Raw genomic sequence first — 20,495 nt, 5'->3', positions numbered from 1 at the left:
AGGAGTCGGTGTGGCATATCGAGGCGATCCGGTCCGGGTGCTGGTGATCCCGGGCTTGAACGACAGCGGTCCGGGGCACTGGCAGACCTGGCTGCAGCACCAGTTTCGCGGCAGCGTCCGCGTCGAGCAGGACGACTGGACGGTGCCCGACCTCGACCGCTGGGCCGGTCGCATTGCGTCGACCTTGCAGGGCCATCCGGCCGGCGCCTGGGTGGCCGTGGCGCACAGCTTCGGCTGCCTGGCGCTGGCGCGCTACCTGATGCTCGCGCAAGCCGCCGGGGAGCGCGAAGCGCCGGTGCGTGCGGCGCTGCTGGTGGCGCCGGCCGACCCCGCCAAGTTCGGCGTCGAGGCGCAATTGCCCCAGCACCGGCTGGCGCTGCCGCATGGGCTGGTCGCCAGCGAGACCGATCCCTGGATGGACATCGAGTCGGCGCGCGCCTGGGCGCGTCGCTGGGGCAGCCAGTTTCTCAATCTCGGCGATGTCGGCCACATCAACGTGGACTCCGGTTTCGGGCCGCTGCCTCAGGCCAAAACACTCACCCGCCTGCTGGTGCAGCAGGTCGAACGCGCCCGGCGGCCGGAGCGAGCCCACACGCTGGAGTTTTCGTTCGCGGTCTGAACCGCTCGCTTCATTGTTTTTCGAATAAGGAACGGCGGATCCATTCGTTCTTCCGCGGCTGCTCTGTTTTTAGCATCTCTTCACCGCGAAGAGCGCAAAACCAAACACCACAGGACTCCGATGTTTTCCTTCCGCTTCCTCCGACACTCGCTGGCCGCGCTGGCGCTGGCCGCCACCGGCACCGCAGCCCTCGCCAAGGACGTCAGCCTGCTGAACGTCTCCTACGACCCGACCCGCGAGCTCTACCAGGAGTACAACGCCGCCTTCACCCGCCACTGGAAGGACAAGACCGGCGACACCGTCAGCGTCAAGACCTCGCACGGCGGCTCGGGCAAGCAGGCTCGCTCGGTGATCGACGGGCTGGAGGCCGATGTCGTGACGCTCGCGCTCGCCTACGACATCGACGAGGTGGCCGCGCGCGCCAAGTTGCTGGCCCCCGACTGGCAGAAGCGCCTGAAGCACAACAGCGCGCCCTACACCTCGACCATCGTGTTCCTGGTGCGCAAGGGCAATCCCAAGGGCATCAAGGACTGGGACGACCTGGTGAAGCCGGGTGTGCAAGTCATCACGCCGAATCCCAAGACCTCCGGCGGCGCACGCTGGAACTACCTGGCCGCCTGGGGTTATGCACAAAAGAAGTACGGCTCGGAAGCCAAGGCCCAGGAGTTCGTCACGAAGTTGCTGGCAAACGTGCCGGTGCTGGACTCCGGCGCCCGCGGCGCGACCACCACCTTCGTCGAGCGCGGCCTCGGCGACGTGCTGCTGGCCTGGGAGAACGAGGCCCTGCTGGCGCTGAAGGAGCTCGGCCCGGGCAAGTTCGACATCGTCGCGCCTTCACTGAGCATCCGTGCCGAGCCGCCGGTCGCGGTGGTCGACAAGGTGGTCGACAAAAAGGGCACGCGAGCCGTCGCACAAGCCTATCTCGACTACCTCTACTCGCCGGAGGGCCAGGACATCGCCGGCCGCAACTACTACCGGCCGGTCGACCCGCAAGCGGCAGCCAAGTACGCCGGGCAGTTCCCCAAGGTGACCCTGTTCACGATCGACGAGACCTTCGGCGGCTGGAGCAAGGCACAGAAGACCCACTTCGCGGACGGCGGTGTCTTCGACAAGATATTTACCCGGAAGTAGTGTTGAGGTGAGTCTATATACGAAATCCGGATAAGCAACTGCGTATCAAATCGTTCGTCATGGAAGGAGGGGTCCTTAGGATGGGGCATCTCTGTTGGATTCTGGACACCCCATGCCCTTTCCCGCCTCTCGCTTCCTGCCCGGCCGCCGGGCCCTGCTGTGCACCTTGGCCGCGGCGGCCGTCGGCGGGACCGCACTGCCGGTCTTTGCCCAGGCGCAGAGCCTGCTGAACGTCAGCTACGACGTTTCACGCGAGTTCTACAAGGACTACAACACCCTGTTCGCGAAACACTGGAAGGCCAGCACCGGGCAGGACGTCAAGCTGAACCAGTCGCACGGCGGCTCCAGCAAGCAGGCACGCAGCGTGGCCGACGGCCTGGAGGCCGACGTGATCACGATGAACCAGTCCAACGACATCGACATGCTGCACGACCGCGGGCAGCTGGTGCCGGCCGACTGGGCCAAGCGCCTGCCCGACAACAGCGCGCCCACCACCTCGGTCTCGGTGATCCTGGTGCGCAAGGGCAACCCGAAGAAGATCAAGGACTGGGACGACCTCGGCCGCGCGGGCGTCTCGGTGGTGATTCCCAATCCCAAGATCACCGGCAACGGCCGCTACACCTATGTGGCGGCTTGGGGTGCGACCCTCAAGAAGGGCGCGACGCCGGCTGCCGCACGTGAGCTGGCGACGCGCATCTTCGCGAATGTGCCGGTCTTCGACGGCGGCGGGCGCGCCGCCACCACCACGTTCGCACAGCGCGGCATCGGCGATGCGCTGGTGACCTTCGAGAGCGAAGTGCCGCTGATCAAGCGCGAGTTCGGCGAGGACTTCGACGTGGTCTACCCGAGCTGGACCATCCTGGCCGAGAACCCGGTCGCGGTGGTGGACAAGGTGGCTGACAAGCGGGGCAGCCGCAAGCTGGCCGAGGCCTACCTGAAGTACCTGTGGTCGGACGAGGCCCAGGACCTGGCCGCCCGCCACCACCTGCGTCCCCGTGCTGCCAAGGTGCTCGCGAAATACGCGAAGGATTTCCCCAGGGTCCAGGTGTTCACGATCGACGAGGTGTTCGGCGGCTGGAAAAAGGCCCAGAAGGAGCACTTCGACGACGGCGCCACCTACGATCAGATCCTGTCGGCCGCGAAACGCTGACCCGGAACGCTGACCATGATCTTCTCCCGCACCCTGCTGCGGCGTCACAGCGTGCTGCCCGGTTTCGACCTCGCGCTCGGCTTCACGCTGCTCTACATCAGCCTGGTCGTGCTGATCCCGCTGTCGGCGGCCTTCCTCAAGACCTTCACCTTGAGCTGGCCGCAGTTCTGGGAGGCGGTCAGCTCGCCGCGCGTGCTGGCCTCCTACCGCCTGACCTTCGGCGCTTCGCTGGCAGCCGCCTTCGTCAATGCGGTGTTCGGGCTCTTGGTGGCCTGGGTGCTGGTGCGCTACTCCTTCCCGGGGCGGCGTGTGGTCGACGCGCTGGTGGACCTGCCGTTCGCGCTGCCGACCGCCGTGGCCGGTATCGCGCTGACCGCGCTGTATGCACAGAACGGCTGGATCGGCCAGTGGCTGGCGCTGCTGGGCCTGAAGGTCTCGTTCACGCCGCTGGGCGTTTTCGTCGCGCTCACCTTCATCGGCCTGCCCTTTGTCGTGCGCACCGTGCAGCCCGTGCTGGAGGACCTGCACACCGAGCTGGAGGAGGCGTCGGCGACGCTGGGTGCAAGCCGCTGGCAGACCTTCAGCCGGGTGATCTTCCCCATCCTGACGCCCGCGCTGCTGACCGGCTTCGCGCTCGCCTTCGCGCGCGCACTGGGCGAGTACGGCTCGGTCATCTTCATCGCCGGCAACATGCCCATGGTGTCCGAGATCACGCCGCTGCTCATCATCACCAAGCTGGAGCAGTACGACTACGCCGGCGCCACCGCGATCGCCGTGGTGATGCTGGTGGCCTCCTTCGTGATGCTGTTTTTCATCAATCTGCTGCAGGCCTGGTCGCGCCGGCGGCAGGGCCGCTGAGGGCCGACGTCCGATACCATGATCCATACCGCTACCATGCCCGCCGGCACGCACCACCCCGCAACGGCCGTGCCGCCGCCGCAGCGGCGCTCGGCCACCCAGGAAGCGCCCTGGGTACGTGTCACGCTGATCGCCGTCGCGCTGTTGTTCCTGACGCTGTTCCTCTTCGTTCCGCTGGTCTCGGTGTTTGTCGAGGCGCTGAAGAAGGGCGTCGAGGTCTACCTCGCCGCGATCACCGAGCCTGACGCGCTCTCGGCCATCCAGCTGACGCTGACGGCGGCCGCCATCGCGTTGCCGATGAACCTGGTGTTCGGCGTCGCAGCCGCCTGGTGCATCGCGAAGTTCGACTTCCGCGGCAAGAACCTGCTGCTGACGCTGATCGACCTGCCGTTTTCGGTCAGCCCGGTGATCGCCGGCCTCATCTATGTGCTGCTGTTCGGCCTGCAGGGCTGGTGGGGCGAGTGGCTGCGCGACCACGACGTGAAGATCATCTTCGCGGTGCCGGGCATCGTGCTGGCGACCATCTTCGTGACTTTCCCCTTCATCGCGCGCGAGCTGATCCCGCTGATGCAGAGCCAGGGGCAGGAGCAGGAGGAGGCCGCACGCGTGCTGGGCGCCTCGGGCTGGCAGATCTTCTGGCGCGTCACCTTGCCCAACATCAAGTGGGCGCTGCTGTACGGGGTGATCCTGTGCAACGCCCGGGCGATGGGCGAGTTCGGCGCGGTGTCGGTGGTCTCGGGCCACATCCGCGGCCAGACCAACACGATGCCGCTGCACATCGAGATCCTCTACAACGAATACCAGTTCGCGGCGGCCTTTGCGGTGGCCTCGCTGCTGGCCGGGCTGGCGCTCGTCACGCTGGTGCTGAAGCTGCTGGTCGAGCAGCGGGTGAAGCGCGAGAAACAACTCGCGGGAGAGCTGGAATGAGCATAGAAGTCCGTGGTCTGAACAAGCGCTTCGGCGCCACCGTCGTCTGCGACAACCTGAACCTCGACATCCCCTCCGGGGAGCTGGTCGCGCTGCTCGGGCCTTCGGGCTCGGGCAAGACCTCGCTGCTGCGCATCATCGCCGGGCTGGAGCGGCCGGACAGCGGTTCGGTGCGCTTCCACGGCGAGGACGCGACATTCGCTGACGTGCGCGAGCGCCAGGTGGGTTTCGTGTTCCAGCACTACGCGCTGTTCGGGCACATGAGCATCTTTGAGAACGTCGCCTTCGGGCTGCGCGTGCGTCCCAAGGCCAGCCGTCCGCCCGAGCGTGAGATCCGCGCGAAGGTGAACGAGTTGCTCAAGCTGGTGCAGCTGGACTGGATCGCCGACCGCTACCCGCACCAGCTTTCCGGCGGCCAACGCCAGCGCATCGCGCTGGCCCGCGCGCTGGCGGTCGAGCCCAAGGTGTTGCTGCTGGACGAACCCTTCGGCGCACTCGACGCCAAGGTGCGCAAGGAGCTGCGCCGCTGGCTGCGGCGGCTGCACGACGAGATGCACGTCACCAGCGTGTTCGTCACGCACGACCAGGACGAGGCCATGGAGGTGGCCGACCGCATCGTCGTGATGAACCAGGGTCGCATCGAGCAGGAGGGCTCGCCGGACCAGGTCTATGACCACCCGGCCACGCCTTTCGTGCTGCAGTTCCTGGGCGACGTCAACCTGTTCCACGGCCGGCTGGGCCATGGCCCGGGCGGCCTGGCGGCCGCTGGAGAGGTCAGCTACGTGCGCCCGCACGAACTCGAGATCGTTGCGACGCCGGAGCCCGGCACGCTGCCCGTCACGCTGTCGCAGGTGCTGACGGTCGGACCCAACACCCGCATCGAGTTCAAGCGTGTGGATGACGGCAGCTATGTCGATGTCGAGCTGCCGCGCTCCGAATACGGTGCCTTGAGCGAGCGGCTGGGCCTGCGTCCGGGCGTGGCGGTCCACCTGAAGGCGCGTCGGGTGACGCGCTTCGAGTCGTCGCCCGCCTGAGCGGCGTTCAGCGGTCTGACGGCCGCTCGTGCCCGACGCGCAGACGCGCCGGGCACACCACTCAACCGTAGGGGTAGTGCGGGTCGTTGTTGAGCTCGGTCGCGCGCGAGTCGAAGGCCACGCGCGGATCCGTGAACAGCGTGCCGTCGCGCTGGTACTCGGCGAACAGGTGGTAGATGTAGGTCATGCGCTCGCCGTAGCGCTCCCAGTGGCCGGTCGCGGCGCTGGCCGGATCCGACGGGTCCTTGTCGTCGCCGCGCAGCCCGGCGAGCCGGTCGTTGAGCGCGTCGTTCAGTCGGATGGTCTTGCCGTCAACCGTGGTGAAGGTCGCGTCCAGCTTCACGCGATCGCCCGACACCGGGAAGGACTCGTTGGTGTGGAAGGTCCGGTCGGGGCTGTGCAGGTCGATCCAGTGCCGCCCGGCGCCCCAGAGATTGACCGGCCCCAGGCCGGCGCCGCTTTGCATGCCCTTCTCGATTTCGGGCTGGATGATGTCCTGCTCCTGCAGCCCCACGAGGGTGTTGGCATACAGCATCAGCTGGCCGCGGCGGTTGGCCAGCGCCGCGATCTCCTGCTCGTGGCCGGGGCCCTTGAGGCCGAGGTCGGTTTCCTGCTGGCGCAGCTGCATCGCCTCGTGGTAGGCCTTGAAGGCGTTTTTCATGTCCAGCTGCGTGTCCTGGCCGCCGTCGAGGTAGGAGATGCCGCGGCCGCCCCACTCGGCCTCGAAGCCGGCCCAGAAGTCCTCGAAGCTCATGTTGCGGTTGGCCGGGTCGCTGAAGACCTTGGTGAAGTGCTGGAAGCCCGGGCCGATGTCGGAGATGAGCTTGGAGTTGCCCACGCTGAGCCAGTGGCGGGGATCGCCCAGCCCCATTTCGCCGAGCTCGATGCCGAGCCCGCCTTCCAGATTGCGGCCGATTTCGTCGGAGGCCCAGACGGCAAAGGTGGCCCAGTTCGCGTTGTCCTTGCCGACGATGTCGGCCATGTCGTGTGACAACTGGGAGTACTGCCGGGTGACTTCCTCGTTGCGCTCGATGCGGTCGGGGTAGGCGAGCAGCAGTTCGCCATTGGTCTTCAGCCCGTCGTTGTCGCGGAAGGCGTCGCGCATCGCGGCCAGCTGCTCCTTCGAGAAGCTGACCGGCGCGTCATGCTGATGGCTGACGACACCGCCGGGGGTTGTCACGGTCTGGAGCAGGTCGAGGGTCTGGTTCTCGTACCAGTCCTGGTGGCGCTGCACCGAGAGCGTGAAGTCGCGCACCAGCGTCTTGTTGTTCGGATCGGCGATGAAACTGCGCATCTGGTCGGCCGGCACCCCGCTGAAGGCGGTCAGCGAGCGTTCGAAGCCGCCCCGGTCTTCGGTGTTCTGCCGGCGCATGTAGCTGGCGATCAGGGCCGGGTCCTTGGAGTCGCGGATGAAGTTGGCCGGGATCTCGTCGGCATTGAAGCGGCAGCCCTCGATGCCGGCCTTCATGCCGCGGAAGATCGTGTCGCGCTCCTGCGTCGTGAGCAGGCCTTCGCCGGTGAGGTCGTGGACCCGGTTGGACTTCAGCCAGGAGTCGAAGGCGCCCGGGTCGCGCTTGAGAATCTCGTCGATCAGCTCGGCCTGGTACTGCGCGTCGCCCTGGCTCATCTCCTGAGCGAAGACGTCCAGGCGTTTTTCGTAGTTGTCCTTGATGATGGGCCGCTCGCCGGCGTCCATCACGCGGTCGGCCGCGGCCTGGACATCCGGTTTTTTCGGCGCCGGGGGCAGCTCGGGTTCGGGCTCCCGGTAGTACACGGGGGTGTAGACATAGGAGGTGCCGCCTGCGGCGTCCAGCATGGTTGTCTCCGGTAGTGGGGTGCTGCAGCCCGGCATGCAGGCATCAGCGGCCCCTGGCCGGCGCCTTCGTTCGCTCCTGCGGTCGGTGCAGCACCAGAATGGATCCAGGGTGTGCCCGTGAACGATAGAAGCGAGGAGGGGGTGCAATGAACCCCTCACATCGAAAGCACTGTGTCCTTGCGTAAGCCCGGGCTCAATGCGGGTGCTGCTCCAGCCGCCACAGCAGGGCGCCGGCCGCCTGCGGAGCGTTTTCCTTCGCGCCGTTGATGAAATAGATGAAGACGTCGCGCGCACGCGGCTCCGCCGGCGCATCGACGATACGCGGCAGTTCGGCCGGCTCGCCGCCGGCGGCCCACCGGCGGGCGCGCTCGCTCCAGTCGTCCAGCTCGTCGTCGGGATAGCCGGTCGGCAGGTCGGGCTGGGAGTTCATCAGCCGTGCATAGACGAAGTCGCCGCCCAGGTCGGCGAAGCTGGGGTACTTGTCCGAGTCGGTGTAGACGCTCGCGGCCCGATGCTGGCGCAGCAGGGCCGGGAATTCGGCGACCAGGAAACTGTCGTGGCGCGCTTCGACGACGTGGCGCAGGCTCCGGGGGCCGGCCTCGCGCGGCAGCGCCTGCAGGAAGCGGTCGAGGTCGTCGGCATCGAAACGATGGGTCGGGGGCAACTGCCAGACCACCGGCCCGAGCTTGTCGCCCAGGTGGGCCGCGGCCTCGAGGAAACGCGCCGACGTCTCAAGCGCCTCGGCCAGCACCTTGCGGTGGGTGCAGTAGCGCGGCGCCTTGACCGAGAACACGAAGTCCTCGGGCGTTTCGTCACGCCAGCGCGCGAAGATCTCGCCGGGCGGCGCGCGGTAGAAGGTGCTGTTGATCTCGATCGCGCTGAGCTGCCGGCTTGCGTAGTGCAGTTCCCGGTGCTGCGGGAGGCTGTCGGGGTAGAAGGTCTCGCGCCACGGCTCGTAGCTCCAGCCGCCGATGCCGACGCGGATGCGCCCGAGGTCTGCCATGCCTGCTCCTTGCGATGCGACACGGCGAGTTTAGGGCCTGGCTCAGATCTCGAAGCTGGTACCCGGCTCGGCGCCGAGCGCCCGGTCCACCGCCGCGCGCGTCAGGGGGGGCGCGAAACACTCGATGAAGGCATAGACATACGCGCGCAGATAGGTGCCGCGGCGGATCCCCAGGCGTGTCATGTTCATCGCGAACAGGTGGCGGGCGTCGAGGGCGCGCAGGCTGCGGTCGCGCTCCTCGTCATAGGCGATCGAAGCGACGATGCCGATGCCCATGCCGAGTTCCACATAGGTCTTGATGACGTCGGCATCCATCGCGGTGAGCACCACCTCGGGCTGGAGGCCGGCGCGCTGGAAGGCCTCGTCGATGTGCGAGCGGCCCGTGTAGCCCTCGTCGTAGGTGATGACGGGGTGGCGCACCAGGCGCTCCAGGGTCAGCGGCTCGCCATCGAGCAGCTCGTGATCCGGCGGCACGATCACGCAGTGGGTCCAGCGGTAGCAGGGCAGCGCCACCAGGTCCTCATAACGTGTCAGCGCCTCGGTCGCGATGCCGATGTCGGCTTCGCCGGTCAACAGCATCTCGGCCACCTGTCGCGGCGAGCCCTGGTGCAGCTTGAGCGTGACGTTGGGGAATTGCCGCCGGAAGTCGCCCACCGCGGTCGGCAGCGCGTAGCGCGCCTGGGAGTGGGTGGTGGCGATGCAGAGGCTGCCGCGCGACTGCGACGCGTAGTCGTCGCCGGCGCGCCGGAGGTTGGCGGCATCGAGCAGCATGCGCTCGATGATGGGCAGCACCTCGGCGCCCGGTGGCGTCAGGCCGGTGAGCCGCTTGCCGGCCCGCACGAACAGCTCGATGCCCAGCTCGTCTTCCAGCTCGCGGATCTGCCGGCTCACGCCGGGCTGCGAGGTGTGCAGCACATGGGCCACCTCGGTGAGATTGAAACCCCGCCGGACCGTCTCGCGGACGGAGCGCAATTGCTGGAAGTTCATGGATGTTTACCGGCCGGCGGCACGCCGGGCAAAAGAAGAGCGACCCGCGGCCCTTGGCGCAGGCGCGACAGAAGTCCAGGTGCGGGGCCCGGACCACCGGGTCCCGGCAGGCGGGGGGCTCAGGGCTTGTTCGGCTGCGGCGTCAGCCGCAGGTAGGGCGTGACGGCCTTGTAGCCTTTGGGGAACTTCTGCTGGATCACCTCGGGGTCCTGCAGCGAGGGCACGATCACGACGTCCTCGCCCTGCTTCCAGTTGCCCGGGGTCGCGACGCTGTGCTTGTCGGTGAGCTGCAGCGAGTCGATGACGCGCAGGATCTCGTCGAAGTTGCGCCCGGTGCTGGCCGGGTAGGTGATGATGAGGCGCACCTTCTTCTGCGGGTCGATCACGAACAGCGAACGCACCGTCAGCGTGGCGTTCGCATTCGGGTGGATCATGTCGTAGAGCGTGGACACGCTGCTGTCCGCGTCGGCCAGGATCGGAAAATTCACCTGGCAGTTCTGGGTGCTGTTGATGTCGCCGATCCACTTCTGATGTGAATCGACGGGATCCACCGACAACGCGATTGCCTTGACCCCGCGCTGGGCGAACTCGTCCTTCAGCTTGGCGGTCAGACCGAGCTCGGTGGTGCACACCGGCGTGAAATCAGCCGGGTGCGAGAACAGCACGCCCCAGCTGTCGCCCAGCCACTCGTGGAAGCGGATGCGGCCCTCGGTCGAATCCTGTTCGAAATCGGGAGCGATGTCCCCGAGACGCAGACTTGCCATGACTTCCTCCTTGTTCAGATGTGCGACATGCGGAAAACGATTATCAAAACGACTTTTTATGAAGGGAACAAATAAAAAGTTCTTTCTTCACTCGTTTTCCGCATAAGAAAGGCGGCGCGGCAGGGCGTCGCCCGAACACCGGAAGGTCAGGCGTGCAGCCGGCTGCTGCGCGGCACGCTGGCGAGCAGGAACTCCATCTGGTCGGCCAGGATGCGGCGGCCGCGCAGGATCATGTCCTCGTGCAGGCTGGGCACGTAGGGCAGGTAGAGCAGGGGCATGCGGGCTTCCTCGGGCGTGCGGCTGCCCTTGCGCCCGTTGCAGCTGCGGCAGGCGGTGATGCAGTTCATCCAGCTGTCGCAGCCGCCGCGCGAGGTGGGCTCGATGTGCTCGCGTGTCAGGTCCTCGACCGGGAACTGGTGGCCGCAGTAGGCGCACAGGTGGCGGTCACGCACGAACAGCTTGGCGTTGGAAAGCGCCGGCACCTGGCGCCAGGCCCGGCTGGGGACCGAGCCGCGGACCGCCACGATGGGGTGCAGCTCGATGCGCGATTGCAGCCCGGTGATCCGCTGTATGCCGCCTCGCAGAACGACAAAGGGATCCCCCAACGTCCAGGCGACACAGTCGCTGGCGTACAGGATGGCCGCGTCCTTGGGCGATATCCACGCTTGGGGCCGGCCAGACACGTCGAGTTGTAGGACGTCCATAGCTTTGCCTCTCCGCGCAGCATACTGCAATATGCATTCCCGGCTCAAAGGCTTGCGTGCAAGTGCTGGGGCGACGCCGCCACAGTGCGGCCCTGCGGCGGCCTCCGGTCATCGTTCCGACATCTTGGCCGGGGCAGCGGGCGAGGCCACCGACAGCGAGCTGCCTTCCTACAATGCCCGGCATGAAGTCCTTCTTTGGCTGGCTGCGCCGCGCAGCCGTGTACGGGTTTGCGGGGCTGGGCATGGCGGCGGTCTGGGCTCAGAGCCTGCCCCTGGCTCAACCCCCGTCCCAGGGCGCTCCGGCGCTGCCTCCAGGCGAAACCGCCACGAGCCTGTCAGCTCCTCCCGTGTCGGCCACCGCGCAGCGGCTCTATGGCGTCACCCGCGGCCAGCTGGTGCAGGTGCGCACGCTGCTCAAGGGGCAGGCCAGCCAGGCCTCGGTCGGCTCCGGGTTTGTCGTCACCGCCGAGGGCCACCTGATCACCAACTACCATGTGGTCAGCCAGGTGGCGCTCGAGCCGGGTCGCTACCGTCTGGTCTACAGCACCGACGATGGCCGCGAAGGACCGCTGCAACTGCTGGCCTTCGACGCGATCCACGATCTGGCGCTGGTACGCGCCGGCGACGCCGGCCTGCAGGGGCGCACGCCGCTGGCCTTCCGCCCCTCCGGGCGCAGCCTCGCCAAGGGTGAGCGCATCTACTCGCTGGGCAATCCGCTGGATGTGGGCTTCGCCGTGGTGGAAGGCAACTACAACGGCCTGGTCGAGCGCAGTTTCTATCCCAACATCTTTTTCGCCGGTGCGCTCAACGCCGGCATGAGCGGCGGCCCGGCGCTGGACGAGCAGGGCCGCGTGATCGGCGTGAACGTGGCAACACGGCGCGACGGCCAGCTGGTGAGCTTCCTGGTGCCCGGCCGCTATGCCGAGGAGCTGCTCGCGCAGGGGCGCGACGCCAAAGCCATCGAGGGCCCGCTCTACGACCGGCTGAGCGAACAGCTGCTGGCTCACCAGCAGCGCCTCACCGAGCGTTTCCTGAAACAGCCCTGGCGCGAGAGCACGCATGCGCGCTACGCGATCCCGGTGCCCCAGGAGACCTTCATGCGCTGCTGGGGCAATTCCACGCCGGCCGATACGCGCGGCCTGGAGTTCGAACGCTCGGAGTGCGAGATGGACACGCAGATCTTCATCTCGGACTGGCTGCAGACCGGGGGGCTGAGCGTGCGCCACGAAGCCTACGACGGCAGCCGCCTGGGCAGCCTGCGTTTCGCCGCGCAGTACTCGGCCAGCTTCCGCAACGAAAGCTTCGGCGGCCGCGCGACGCGCCACCGCACCGTGCCGCAGTGCGAGGAACGTTTCGTCGACCGCGACGGCCTGGCCCTGCGCGCGGTGCTTTGCATGAGCGCCTACCGCAAGCTGACCGGTCTCTACGACTTGAGCGTGCTGGTGGCGACGCTGGACCAATCCACCGCTGGCGTACAAGGCCGCTTCGATGCCCGCGGGGTCGATTTCAAGAACGCGATGCGGCTCGCCGCCCACTACCTGCAAGGCTACGGATGGACAAGATCGCGCTGATCGAAGTGCTGGACCGCGACGGCCAGCTGCGGCAGTCCTACCCGGTGACGGCCTGGCCGGTGAGCCTGGGCCGTTCGCTGGACTGCGACATCGTGCTCGACGATCCACATGTCGCGCCGCGCCACCTGAGCCTGGAAGGGCGCCCCGAGGGGCTGCTGCTGGCCGTCGGTGACAGCGTCAACGGCGTGAAGAGCGGCCGCAGCTGGCTGCGCGCCGGCAGCTCGGCCTTGAGGCCGCCCGGCGAGGAGCTGCTGCTCGGCGGCACGCGTCTGCGGGTGCGCCTGCGGGGCGAGCCGCTGGCGCCCGAGGTGGCGGTTCCGCGCCCGGGCAGTTGGCGACCCGGCCTGCCGGCCTCGGCGCTCGGCGCCAGCGCGCTGTGGCTGGCCTGGATGAGCTGGGAGGAGTACCTCGCCACCGATCCGGGTGAGTTCCTGCTGCGCTTCGCGCTGATGGTGATCGTGTCCTGCGCGGCGCTGTCGCTCTGGTCCCTGCTGTGGGCCCTGGGCTCCAAGTTGTTCCGGCACCGTTTCGACTACTGGACCCATCTGCGCATCGCGGCCTCGGGTCTGCTGGCCTCCGGCGTGCTCGGTGCGCTGCTGGCGGTGCTGGCCTTCGCGAGCTCCTGGGTCCTGTTGAGCCGCATCCGCCCAGCCGCCGAGACGGCCGTGCTGGCCGGGGCGGTGTACGCCCACCTGTGCGCGGTGCTGCCGTCGCGGCGGCGCCGCCTGGCCGTGGCCACGACACTGCTGACCGCCGGTGGGCTGGCGACCGCGGCAGCCTTCCAGTGGCAGCGCAGCGGCCGGCTCACCGACGAGCTCTACCTCACCACCTTGCCGCCCCCGGCGCTGCGGCTGGCGCTGCCGGTCGCGCCGCAGACCTTCCTGGAGGAAGCGGCCGCGCTGAAGGATCGCCTGGACCGCAAGGCTCGCGATGAGGACACTGAGGCAGCCGCCGACGAATCGGTGGAAGAGGGCGATTCCAGCGGCGTGCAGGACTGAGGTGCTGTCTTGCACTCGGGGTTTACCCGCAATCCGGGCCACGTCTGTCGCTTTTAGGCACCCGGCTCTAGAAATTCCTCCGGCTTCTGCAGTGCGGGTCGCCGGATTTCTGCAAAATAGAACGACCGTTCGTTTTATTCCGGATGCATCGTGAGCTCCCCCCCCATGACCGCCAGCAAGTCGACGCGCGAAATCGCCCGTGAGTCCACGCGCGGCCTCCAGAAGGGGCAGCAGACCAAGGCCGTGATCCTTGACGCGGCCCTCAGCCTGGCCTCGCAGGTGGGGCTGGAAGGCCTGTCCATCGGCGCGCTGGCGGAAGTCACGCGCATGAGCAAGTCGGGCGTGTTTGCCCACTTCGGGTCGCGCGAGGAGCTGCAGATCTCGGTCATCCGTGAGTACCACGCCAAGTTCGAGGAAGAGGTGTTTTTTCCGGCCGTGCTCGAGCCACGCGGCCTGCCGCGGCTGCGCGCGCTGTTCGAGCGCTGGGTGCGGCGCGTCTCGGTCGAGATCGACTCCGGTTGCATCTACATCAGCGGCGCGGTCGAGTTCGACGACCGCCCCGGCCCGGTCCGCGATGCCTTGGTCGAGATGGTCCGCATGTGGCACCGGGCGCTGAACCGCGCCATCACGATCTCGATCGAGGAAGGCCACCTGCGTCCCGATGTCGACGCGATGCAGATGCTGTTCGAGGTGCACGGACTGATCCTCGCCTTGCACCACGACGCCCGTTTCCTGCGCTCGCCAGGTTCGATCGACCGGGCTCGGCGCGGCTTCGAGTTCATCATCAGCCACTACGCGACCGAGACGGCGCCCAAGCCCGGTTCCGCCGTGCCGGTCTCGCGCAAGGCGGCCAAGACCCCTGCCCCCACCCGATAACCGTCCCCCCTTTTTTCGTAGGAGACCCTCCATGGCCCAGTACACCCCGCCGTTGCGCGACATGCAATTCGTGCTGCACGAGATGTTGAACGTCGTTGACGAATTCAAGCAGATGCCCGCGCACGCCGAGGTCGACGCCGACACGATCAACGCCATCCTGGAGGAGGGCGGCAAGTTCGCTTCCGAGGTGATCTTCCCGATCAACCAGACGGGTGACCAGGAGGGCTGCACGCTGGACAAGGCCACCCACGAGGTGACCGCGCCCAAGGGTTTCAAGGAGGCCTACCAGAAGTACGTCGAAGGTGGCTGGCCGGCGCTGAGCGCTGATCCCGAGTACGGCGGCCAGGGCCTGCCGATCACGGTCAACCAGTGCTTCTACGAAATGATGAATTCGGCCAACCAGGCCTGGACCATGTACCCGGGCCTGTCGCACGGCGCCTACGAGGCCCTGCATGCCCACGGCACGCCGGAGCAGAAGAAGACCTTCCTGCCCAAGCTGACCAGCGGCGAGTGGACCGGCACGATGTGCCTGACCGAGCCGCATTGCGGCACCGACCTGGGCCTGCTGCGCACCAAGGCCGAGCCGCAGGGCGACGGTACCTACCGCATCACCGGCCAGAAGATTTTCATCTCCGCCGGCGAGCACAACCTGGCCGAGAACATCGTCCATCTGGTGCTGGCCCGCCTGCCCGACGCCCCGCAAGGCTCCAAGGGCATCTCGCTGTTCGTGGTGCCGAAGTTCCTCGTGAACGCCGACGGCAGCGTGGGCGAGCGCAACAAGATCTATTGCGGCGGCCTGGAGCACAAGATGGGCATCCACGGCAACGCCACCGCGCAGATGGTGCTGGACGGCGCCGTCGGCACCCTGGTGGGCGAGCCGCACAAGGGCCTGCAGGCGATGTTCGTGATGATGAACGCGGCCCGCCTGGGCGTGGGCATGCAGTCGCTGGGCCTGACCGAGGTGGCCTACCAGAATGCGGTGGCCTACGCGAAGGACCGTATCCAGATGCGCTCGCTGTCGGGCCCCAAGGCCACCGACAAGCCGGCCGACCCCATCATCGTGCACCCCGACGTGCGCAAGATGCTGCTGACCGCCCGCGCCTATGCCGAAGGCGGCCGCGCGCTGTCGCTCTGGACCGCGCTGCTGATCGACCGCGAGCTCTCCAGCACCGACGAAGCCGCCCGCAAGGAAGCCGCCGACCTGGTGGCCCTGGTGACGCCGATCGTGAAGGCCTTCCTGACCGACAACGGCTGGATCGCGACCTCGCACTGCATGCAGGTCTTCGGCGGCCACGGCTACATCGCCGAGTGGGGCATGGAGCAGTACGTCCGCGACGCCCGCATCAACATGATCTATGAGGGCACCAACACGATCCAGTCGCTCGACCTGCTGGGCCGCAAGGTGCTCGCCGACAACGGCGCCAAGCTGAAGAAGTTCGGCAAGATCGTCGCGACCTTCGTCGAAGAAGAAGGCGTGAACGAAAACATGCAGGAGTTCATCAACCCGCTGGCCGACCTGGGCGACAAGGTCACCAAGCTGACCACCGAGATCGGCATGAAGGCCTTCCAGAACCCCGACGAAGTCGGTGGCGCGGCGGTCGACTACCTGCGTGTCTGCGGCCACCTGGTGTTCGCCTACTTCTGGGCCCGCATGGCCAAGGTGGCGCTGGCCAAGGTCGACTCCGGTGATCCCTTCTACAAGGCCAAGCTGATCACGGCGCGCTTCTACTTTGCCAAGCTGCTGCCCGAGACCGCTTCGCTGATCCGCACTGCCCGTGCTGGCGTCAAGCCTTTGATGGAGATGGACGAGGCTTTGTTCTAAGCTGGGCCGGTCGGGCGGCCCGCCTGTCCAACGCGGTCTGCCCGGCATCCAACACCATCAAGGAGAACATATGAACAAGCTTCTGGCCCTCGTCGCCGCCGCCTTCGTCTGCGGCGGCGCCTTCGCGAACACCTCGCCGGTCGGCCTGTGGAAGACCATCGACGACGGCACCAAGAAGGAGAAGTCGCTGGTGCGCATCCAGGAGACCAACGGCGTGCTGAATGGCAAGGTCGAGAAGATTCTCGACCCCGAGGCCAAGCCGGACGCGGTCTGCGAGAAGTGTTCCGACGAGCGCAAGGACAAGCCGGTGGCGGGCTTGACGATCATTCGCAACGTCAAGAAAAACGCCGAGGATGCCCAGCTCTGGGATGGTGGCGACATCCTCGATCCCAACAACGGCAAGGTCTACAAGGTGAGGCTCAAACCCACCGAAGGCGGCCAGAAGCTCGAAGTGCGCGGCTATATCGGTGCTCCCCTGCTGGGGCGCACGCAGGTCTGGCAACGCGTCGAATGAGTCTGCGCCGGCGCCCTCTCCATCGGGAGGGCGCCGGCCGAATATCTAGGAGAACTCCGTGAGTCGATTCCAAGTCCGCAAAGTCGCCGTGCTCGGTGCCGGCGTGATGGGTGCGCAGATCGCTGCCCATCTGGTCAATGTCAAGGTGCCGGTCGTGCTGTTCGACTTGCCCGCCAAGGAAGGCCCGAAAAACGGGATCGTGACCAAGGCGATCGACAACCTCAAGAAGCTCAAGCCGGCCCCGCTGGGCGTGCCCGAAGACGCCGCACTGATCGGCCAGGCCAACTACGAAGAGCACCTGGAGCAGCTCAAGGAGTGCGACCTCATCATCGAGGCGATCGCCGAACGCATGGACTGGAAGCTCGATCTCTACAAGAAGATCGCTCCCTTCGTGGCGCCGCATGCCATCGTCGCCTCCAACACCTCGGGCCTGTCTATCACCAAGCTGTCCGAGGCGCTGCCCGAAGAGATCAAGCCGCGCTTCTGCGGCATCCATTTCTTCAACCCGCCGCGCTACATGTACCTGGTCGAGCTGATTCCGACCCCGACCACGCAGCCGGCGATCCTCGACCAGCTCGAGAGCTTCGTCACCAGCAGCGTCGGCAAGGGTGTGGTGCGCGCGAAGGACACCCCCAACTTCATCGCCAACCGCGTCGGCATCGCCGGCATGCTGGCGACCATCAAGGAAGCCGAGAACTTCGGCCTGTCCTATGACGTCGTCGACGACCTGACGGGCAAGAAGCTCGGCCGCGCCAGCTCCGGCACCTTCCGCACCGCGGACGTGGTGGGCCTGGACACGATGGCCCACGTCATCAAGACGCTGCAGGACAACCTGGCTGACGACCCCTTCTTCCCCACCTATGCGACGCCGCCCGTGCTGGCCAAGCTGATCGAGAAGGGCGCGCTGGGCCAGAAGACCGGCGCCGGCTTCTACAAGAAGGCCGGCAAGGACATCCTGCGCCTGGACCCGGCCAAGGCGGACTACGTGCCGGCTGGCGGCAAGGCCGACGAGCTGGTCGCCCGCATCCTGAAGAAGCCCGCCGCCGAGCGCCTGAAGCTGTTGCGCGAGTCGAGCAACCCGCAGGCGCAATTCCTGTGGGCCATCTTCCGCGACGGTTTCCACTACTGCGCCGTGCACCTGGAAGACATCGCCGAGACCGCGCGTGACGTCGACTTCGCGATCCGCTGGGGTTTCGGCTGGAAGCAGGGCCCCTTCGAGCTGTGGCAGGCCGCCGGCTGGAAGCAGGTCGCCCAGTGGATCAAGGACGACATCGACGCCGGCAAGGCCCTGAGCAAGGCGCCGCTGCCTGCCTGGGTGTTCGACGGCCGCGAGGGTGTGCACACGGCCGAAGGGTCGTGGTCGCCCGCGAAGAAGACCTATGTGCCGCGCAGCAAGCTGCCGGTCTACCAGCGCCAGCTGTTCTCCGAGGATGTGCTGGGCTCGGGTGCCGCCGCCCCCGAGACCGCCGGCAAGACCCTGCACGAGGACGACTCGGTGCGCCTGTGGACGCTGGACGACGAGGTCGTCATCGTCAGCATCAAGACCAAGATGCACGCCATCGGCCCGGGCGTGGTCGAAGGTCTGCTGAAGGCGGTCGATCTGGCCGAGGCGCAGTACAAGGGTGTGGTGGTCTGGTCGCCGGATGATCCCTTCTCGGCCGGAGCCGACCTGCAGGCCATGCTGCCGGCCTTCATGGCGGGCGGCTCCAAGGCCATCGAGGCCGAGGAGAAGAAGCTGCAGGACGCGATGCTGCGCCTGCGCTACGCCAACGTGCCGGTGGTCTCCGCGATCCGCGGCATGGCGCTGGGCGGCGGCTGCGAGCTGGCGGTCTACTCCGCCAAGCGGGTTGCCGCGATGGAAAGCTACGTCGGCCTGGTCGAAGTCGGCGTGGGCCTGATCCCGGGTGCCGGCGGCCTGACCTACATCGCCCGCCGTGCGGCCGAGATGGCGGCCGCGGGCAATGCCGGCGCCTTCATCCTGACCTTCCTGACCGAAGGCTTCACGGGTGCCGCGATGGCCAAGGTCGGCACCAGCGCGATCGAGTCGCGCAAGCTGGGCTACCTGCTCGACAGCGACGTGATCGTGCCCAACAAGGACGAGCTGCTCTACGTCGCGATCCAGCAGGCCAAGTCGCTGTTCGACAGCGGCTACCGCCCGCCGGTGCGTCGCCCCTTCCCGGTGGCCGGGCGCTCGGGCATCGCCAGCATCAAGAACCAGCTGGTCAACATGCGCGACGGCGGCTTCATCAGCCAGCACGACTACCACATCAGCAGCCTGATTGCGGACGTGCTCTGCGGCGGCGAGGTCGAAGGCGGCTCGCTGGTGACCGAGGAATACCTGATGGCGCTGGAGCGCAAGCACTTCTGCTCGCTGCTGGACAACCCCAAGACCCAAGAACGCATCATGGGCATGCTGCAGACCGGCAAGCCGGTCCGCAACTGATCGCTCGGAGAATCAATCATGAGCAAGCAAATTCAAGAAGCCTACGTCGTTGCGGCCACCCGCACCCCGATCGGCAAGTCCGGCCGCGGCTACTTCAAGAACACCCGCCCCGACGACCTGCTGGTCGCCGCGATGCAGGGCGCGCTGAAGCAGGTCCCGACCCTGGATGCCAAGGCCATCGAGGACGCCATCATCGGCTGCGCGATGCCCGAGGGTGAGCAGGGCCTGAACGTCGGGCGCATTGCCGCGCTGCTGGCCGGCCTGCCCAACACCGTCGGCGGCGTGACCGTGAACCGCTTCTGCGCCTCCGGCATCACCGCGGTGCAGATGGCGGCCGACCGCATCCGCGTCGGCGAGGCCGACGTGATGATCGCCGGTGGCGTGGAGTCGATGAGCATGGTGCCGATGAGCGGCAACAAGCCCTCGATCAACCCGGCCGTGTTCGCCAAGGACGAGAACATCGGCATCGCCTACGGCATGGGCCTGACGGCGGAGAAGGTCGCCCAGCAGTGGAAGGTCTCGCGCGAGGCGCAGGACGAGTTCGCGCTGCAGTCGCACCTGAAGGCGCTCAAGGCCATCCAGGCCGGCGAATTCCGCGACGAGATGACCCCGGTCGAGATCGTCGAGCGTTTCCCCAACCTGGCCGACGGCTCCATCAAGGTCAAGACCCGCACCGTTGACGTCGACGAGGGCCCGCGCCCCGACACCTCGCTGGAGGGCCTGGGCCGCCTGAAGACGGTGTTCGCGGCCAAGGGCAGCGTCACCGCCGGCAACAGCTCGCAGACCTCCGACGGCGCCGGCTGCCTGATCCTGGCCTCCGAGAAGGCCATCAAGCAGTACGACCTGAAGCCGCTGGCCCGCTTTGTCAGCTTCGCGGTCAAGGGCGTGCCGCCCGAGATCATGGGCATCGGCCCGATCGAGGCGATCCCGGCCGCGCTGCGCTATGCCGGCCTGCAGGCCTCCGACCTCGACTGGATCGAGCTGAACGAAGCCTTCGCGGCGCAGTCGCTGGCGGTGCTCAACTCGCTGGACCTGGACCGCTCCAAGGTCAACCCGATGGGCGGCGCAATCGCCCTCGGCCACCCGCTGGGCGCCACCGGCGCGATCCGCGCGGCCACCGTGGTGCATGCGTTGCGCCGCCACAACCTGAAGTACGGCATGGTCACGATGTGCGTGGGCACCGGCCAGGGTGCGGCCGGCATCTTCGAGCGGGTCTGATCGACCCCGGGCCGCCGCCGGCGGCCCGGCGGCGTTCCGGACGGGACGCGTGAAGAACAA

General features: G+C 67.2%; 18 protein-coding genes. 13 read left to right on the top strand and 5 right to left on the bottom strand.

The window, feature by feature from the left end:
* The first annotated feature begins 10 nt into the window (after positions 1–10).
* The 6 genes from OOT46_RS04550 (at position 11) to OOT46_RS04525 (ending at position 5,719) form a co-directional block, all read left to right on the top strand.
* Positions 11–619, top strand: coding sequence for an RBBP9/YdeN family alpha/beta hydrolase (locus OOT46_RS04550; RefSeq protein ID WP_265402403.1), 609 nt, complete (start codon positions 11–13; stop codon positions 617–619).
* Positions 620–739: 120 nt separating this feature from the next.
* Positions 740–1,750, top strand: a complete 1,011-nt coding sequence (locus OOT46_RS04545; RefSeq protein WP_265402402.1) for a sulfate ABC transporter substrate-binding protein — start codon at positions 740–742, stop codon at positions 1,748–1,750.
* Between the two features lie 112 nt (positions 1,751–1,862).
* On the top strand, positions 1,863–2,900 hold the full coding sequence (locus OOT46_RS04540; protein WP_265402401.1) for a sulfate ABC transporter substrate-binding protein: 1,038 nt from the start codon (positions 1,863–1,865) through the stop codon (positions 2,898–2,900).
* 15 nt (positions 2,901–2,915) lie between these two features.
* A complete protein-coding gene (cysT, locus tag OOT46_RS04535; RefSeq protein ID WP_265402400.1) occupies positions 2,916–3,758 on the top strand; it encodes a sulfate ABC transporter permease subunit CysT in 843 nt (280 codons plus the stop codon).
* 36 nt (positions 3,759–3,794) lie between these two features.
* Positions 3,795–4,685: a sulfate ABC transporter permease subunit CysW gene (gene cysW / locus OOT46_RS04530; protein WP_265402556.1), complete on the top strand. Its 891-nt coding sequence runs from the start codon at positions 3,795–3,797 to the stop codon at positions 4,683–4,685.
* A complete protein-coding gene (locus OOT46_RS04525) occupies positions 4,682–5,719 on the top strand; it encodes a sulfate/molybdate ABC transporter ATP-binding protein (RefSeq protein ID WP_265402399.1) in 1,038 nt (345 codons plus the stop codon). The genes cysW and OOT46_RS04525 overlap by 4 nt, the downstream gene beginning before the upstream one ends.
* Positions 5,720–5,780: 61 nt before the next feature.
* Here the strand turns inward: OOT46_RS04525 and OOT46_RS04520 are convergent, their stop codons facing one another.
* From OOT46_RS04520 to OOT46_RS04500, 5 genes are all read right to left on the bottom strand, one after another.
* A complete protein-coding gene (locus tag OOT46_RS04520; RefSeq protein WP_265402398.1) occupies positions 5,781–7,535 on the bottom strand; it encodes a hypothetical protein in 1,755 nt (584 codons plus the stop codon).
* A 193-nt stretch (positions 7,536–7,728) separates the two neighbouring features.
* Entirely contained in the window at positions 7,729–8,538 is an 810-nt protein-coding gene (locus OOT46_RS04515; protein ID WP_265402397.1) for a DUF72 domain-containing protein, read from the bottom strand.
* Positions 8,539–8,580: 42 nt separating this feature from the next.
* A complete protein-coding gene (locus tag OOT46_RS04510) occupies positions 8,581–9,525 on the bottom strand; it encodes a CysB family HTH-type transcriptional regulator (RefSeq protein ID WP_265402396.1) in 945 nt (314 codons plus the stop codon).
* A gap of 119 nt (positions 9,526–9,644) precedes the next feature.
* Positions 9,645–10,289: a peroxiredoxin gene (locus tag OOT46_RS04505; protein ID WP_265402395.1), complete on the bottom strand. Its 645-nt coding sequence runs from the start codon at positions 10,287–10,289 to the stop codon at positions 9,645–9,647.
* A 146-nt stretch (positions 10,290–10,435) separates the two neighbouring features.
* On the bottom strand, positions 10,436–10,993 hold the full coding sequence (locus tag OOT46_RS04500) for an HNH endonuclease (RefSeq protein ID WP_265402394.1): 558 nt from the start codon (positions 10,991–10,993) through the stop codon (positions 10,436–10,438).
* Positions 10,994–11,175: 182 nt separating this feature from the next.
* On the opposite strand from OOT46_RS04500, the gene OOT46_RS04495 reads away from it, so the two are divergent.
* The 7 genes from OOT46_RS04495 (at position 11,176) to OOT46_RS04465 (ending at position 20,435) form a co-directional block, all read left to right on the top strand.
* On the top strand, positions 11,176–12,564 hold the full coding sequence (locus OOT46_RS04495) for a S1 family peptidase (protein WP_265402393.1): 1,389 nt from the start codon (positions 11,176–11,178) through the stop codon (positions 12,562–12,564).
* Positions 12,546–13,562, top strand: coding sequence for an FHA domain-containing protein (locus tag OOT46_RS04490; protein ID WP_265402392.1), 1,017 nt, complete (start codon positions 12,546–12,548; stop codon positions 13,560–13,562). The genes OOT46_RS04495 and OOT46_RS04490 overlap by 19 nt, the downstream gene beginning before the upstream one ends.
* 165 nt (positions 13,563–13,727) lie before the next feature.
* A complete protein-coding gene (locus OOT46_RS04485; protein WP_265402555.1) occupies positions 13,728–14,438 on the top strand; it encodes a TetR/AcrR family transcriptional regulator in 711 nt (236 codons plus the stop codon).
* Between the two features lie 31 nt (positions 14,439–14,469).
* A complete protein-coding gene (locus OOT46_RS04480) occupies positions 14,470–16,260 on the top strand; it encodes an acyl-CoA dehydrogenase C-terminal domain-containing protein (RefSeq protein ID WP_265402391.1) in 1,791 nt (596 codons plus the stop codon).
* Positions 16,261–16,330: 70 nt separating this feature from the next.
* Complete coding sequence (locus OOT46_RS04475; protein WP_265402390.1) at positions 16,331–16,774, top strand: DUF2147 domain-containing protein; 444 nt, start codon at positions 16,331–16,333, stop codon at positions 16,772–16,774.
* Positions 16,775–16,832: 58 nt separating this feature from the next.
* On the top strand, positions 16,833–19,217 hold the full coding sequence (locus OOT46_RS04470; RefSeq protein ID WP_265402389.1) for a 3-hydroxyacyl-CoA dehydrogenase/enoyl-CoA hydratase family protein: 2,385 nt from the start codon (positions 16,833–16,835) through the stop codon (positions 19,215–19,217).
* A gap of 18 nt (positions 19,218–19,235) precedes the next feature.
* Entirely contained in the window at positions 19,236–20,435 is a 1,200-nt protein-coding gene (locus tag OOT46_RS04465; RefSeq protein ID WP_265402388.1) for an acetyl-CoA C-acyltransferase, read from the top strand.
* The last annotated feature ends 60 nt before the right edge of the window (positions 20,436–20,495 follow it).

The organism is Aquabacterium sp. A7-Y (assembly GCF_026153205.1).
GTDB lineage: Bacteria > Pseudomonadota > Gammaproteobacteria > Burkholderiales > Burkholderiaceae_C > Caldimonas.
Note: the sequence above shows the minus strand (reverse complement) of the source record. Positions and strands in the feature narration are given on the sequence as shown.

Excerpts from the sequence above, each read along its gene's own strand:
- OOT46_RS04545 (WP_265402402.1), top strand. The coding sequence starts at position 740 with ATGTTTTCCTTCCGCTTCCTCCGACACTCGCTGGCCGCGCTGGCGCTG.
- OOT46_RS04540 (WP_265402401.1), top strand. The coding sequence starts at position 1,863 with ATGCCCTTTCCCGCCTCTCGCTTCCTGCCCGGCCGCCGGGCCCTGCTG.
- cysT (WP_265402400.1), top strand. The coding sequence starts at position 2,916 with ATGATCTTCTCCCGCACCCTGCTGCGGCGTCACAGCGTGCTGCCCGGT.
- cysW (WP_265402556.1), top strand. The coding sequence starts at position 3,795 with ATGCCCGCCGGCACGCACCACCCCGCAACGGCCGTGCCGCCGCCGCAG.
- OOT46_RS04525 (WP_265402399.1), top strand. The coding sequence starts at position 4,682 with ATGAGCATAGAAGTCCGTGGTCTGAACAAGCGCTTCGGCGCCACCGTC.
- OOT46_RS04520 (WP_265402398.1), bottom strand. The coding sequence starts at position 7,535 with ATGCTGGACGCCGCAGGCGGCACCTCCTATGTCTACACCCCCGTGTAC.
- OOT46_RS04515 (WP_265402397.1), bottom strand. The coding sequence starts at position 8,538 with ATGGCAGACCTCGGGCGCATCCGCGTCGGCATCGGCGGCTGGAGCTAC.
- OOT46_RS04510 (WP_265402396.1), bottom strand. The coding sequence starts at position 9,525 with ATGAACTTCCAGCAATTGCGCTCCGTCCGCGAGACGGTCCGGCGGGGT.
- OOT46_RS04505 (WP_265402395.1), bottom strand. The coding sequence starts at position 10,289 with ATGGCAAGTCTGCGTCTCGGGGACATCGCTCCCGATTTCGAACAGGAT.
- OOT46_RS04500 (WP_265402394.1), bottom strand. The coding sequence starts at position 10,993 with ATGGACGTCCTACAACTCGACGTGTCTGGCCGGCCCCAAGCGTGGATA.
- OOT46_RS04495 (WP_265402393.1), top strand. The coding sequence starts at position 11,176 with ATGAAGTCCTTCTTTGGCTGGCTGCGCCGCGCAGCCGTGTACGGGTTT.
- OOT46_RS04490 (WP_265402392.1), top strand. The coding sequence starts at position 12,546 with ATGGACAAGATCGCGCTGATCGAAGTGCTGGACCGCGACGGCCAGCTG.
- OOT46_RS04485 (WP_265402555.1), top strand. The coding sequence starts at position 13,728 with ATGACCGCCAGCAAGTCGACGCGCGAAATCGCCCGTGAGTCCACGCGC.
- OOT46_RS04480 (WP_265402391.1), top strand. The coding sequence starts at position 14,470 with ATGGCCCAGTACACCCCGCCGTTGCGCGACATGCAATTCGTGCTGCAC.
- OOT46_RS04475 (WP_265402390.1), top strand. The coding sequence starts at position 16,331 with ATGAACAAGCTTCTGGCCCTCGTCGCCGCCGCCTTCGTCTGCGGCGGC.
- OOT46_RS04465 (WP_265402388.1), top strand. The coding sequence starts at position 19,236 with ATGAGCAAGCAAATTCAAGAAGCCTACGTCGTTGCGGCCACCCGCACC.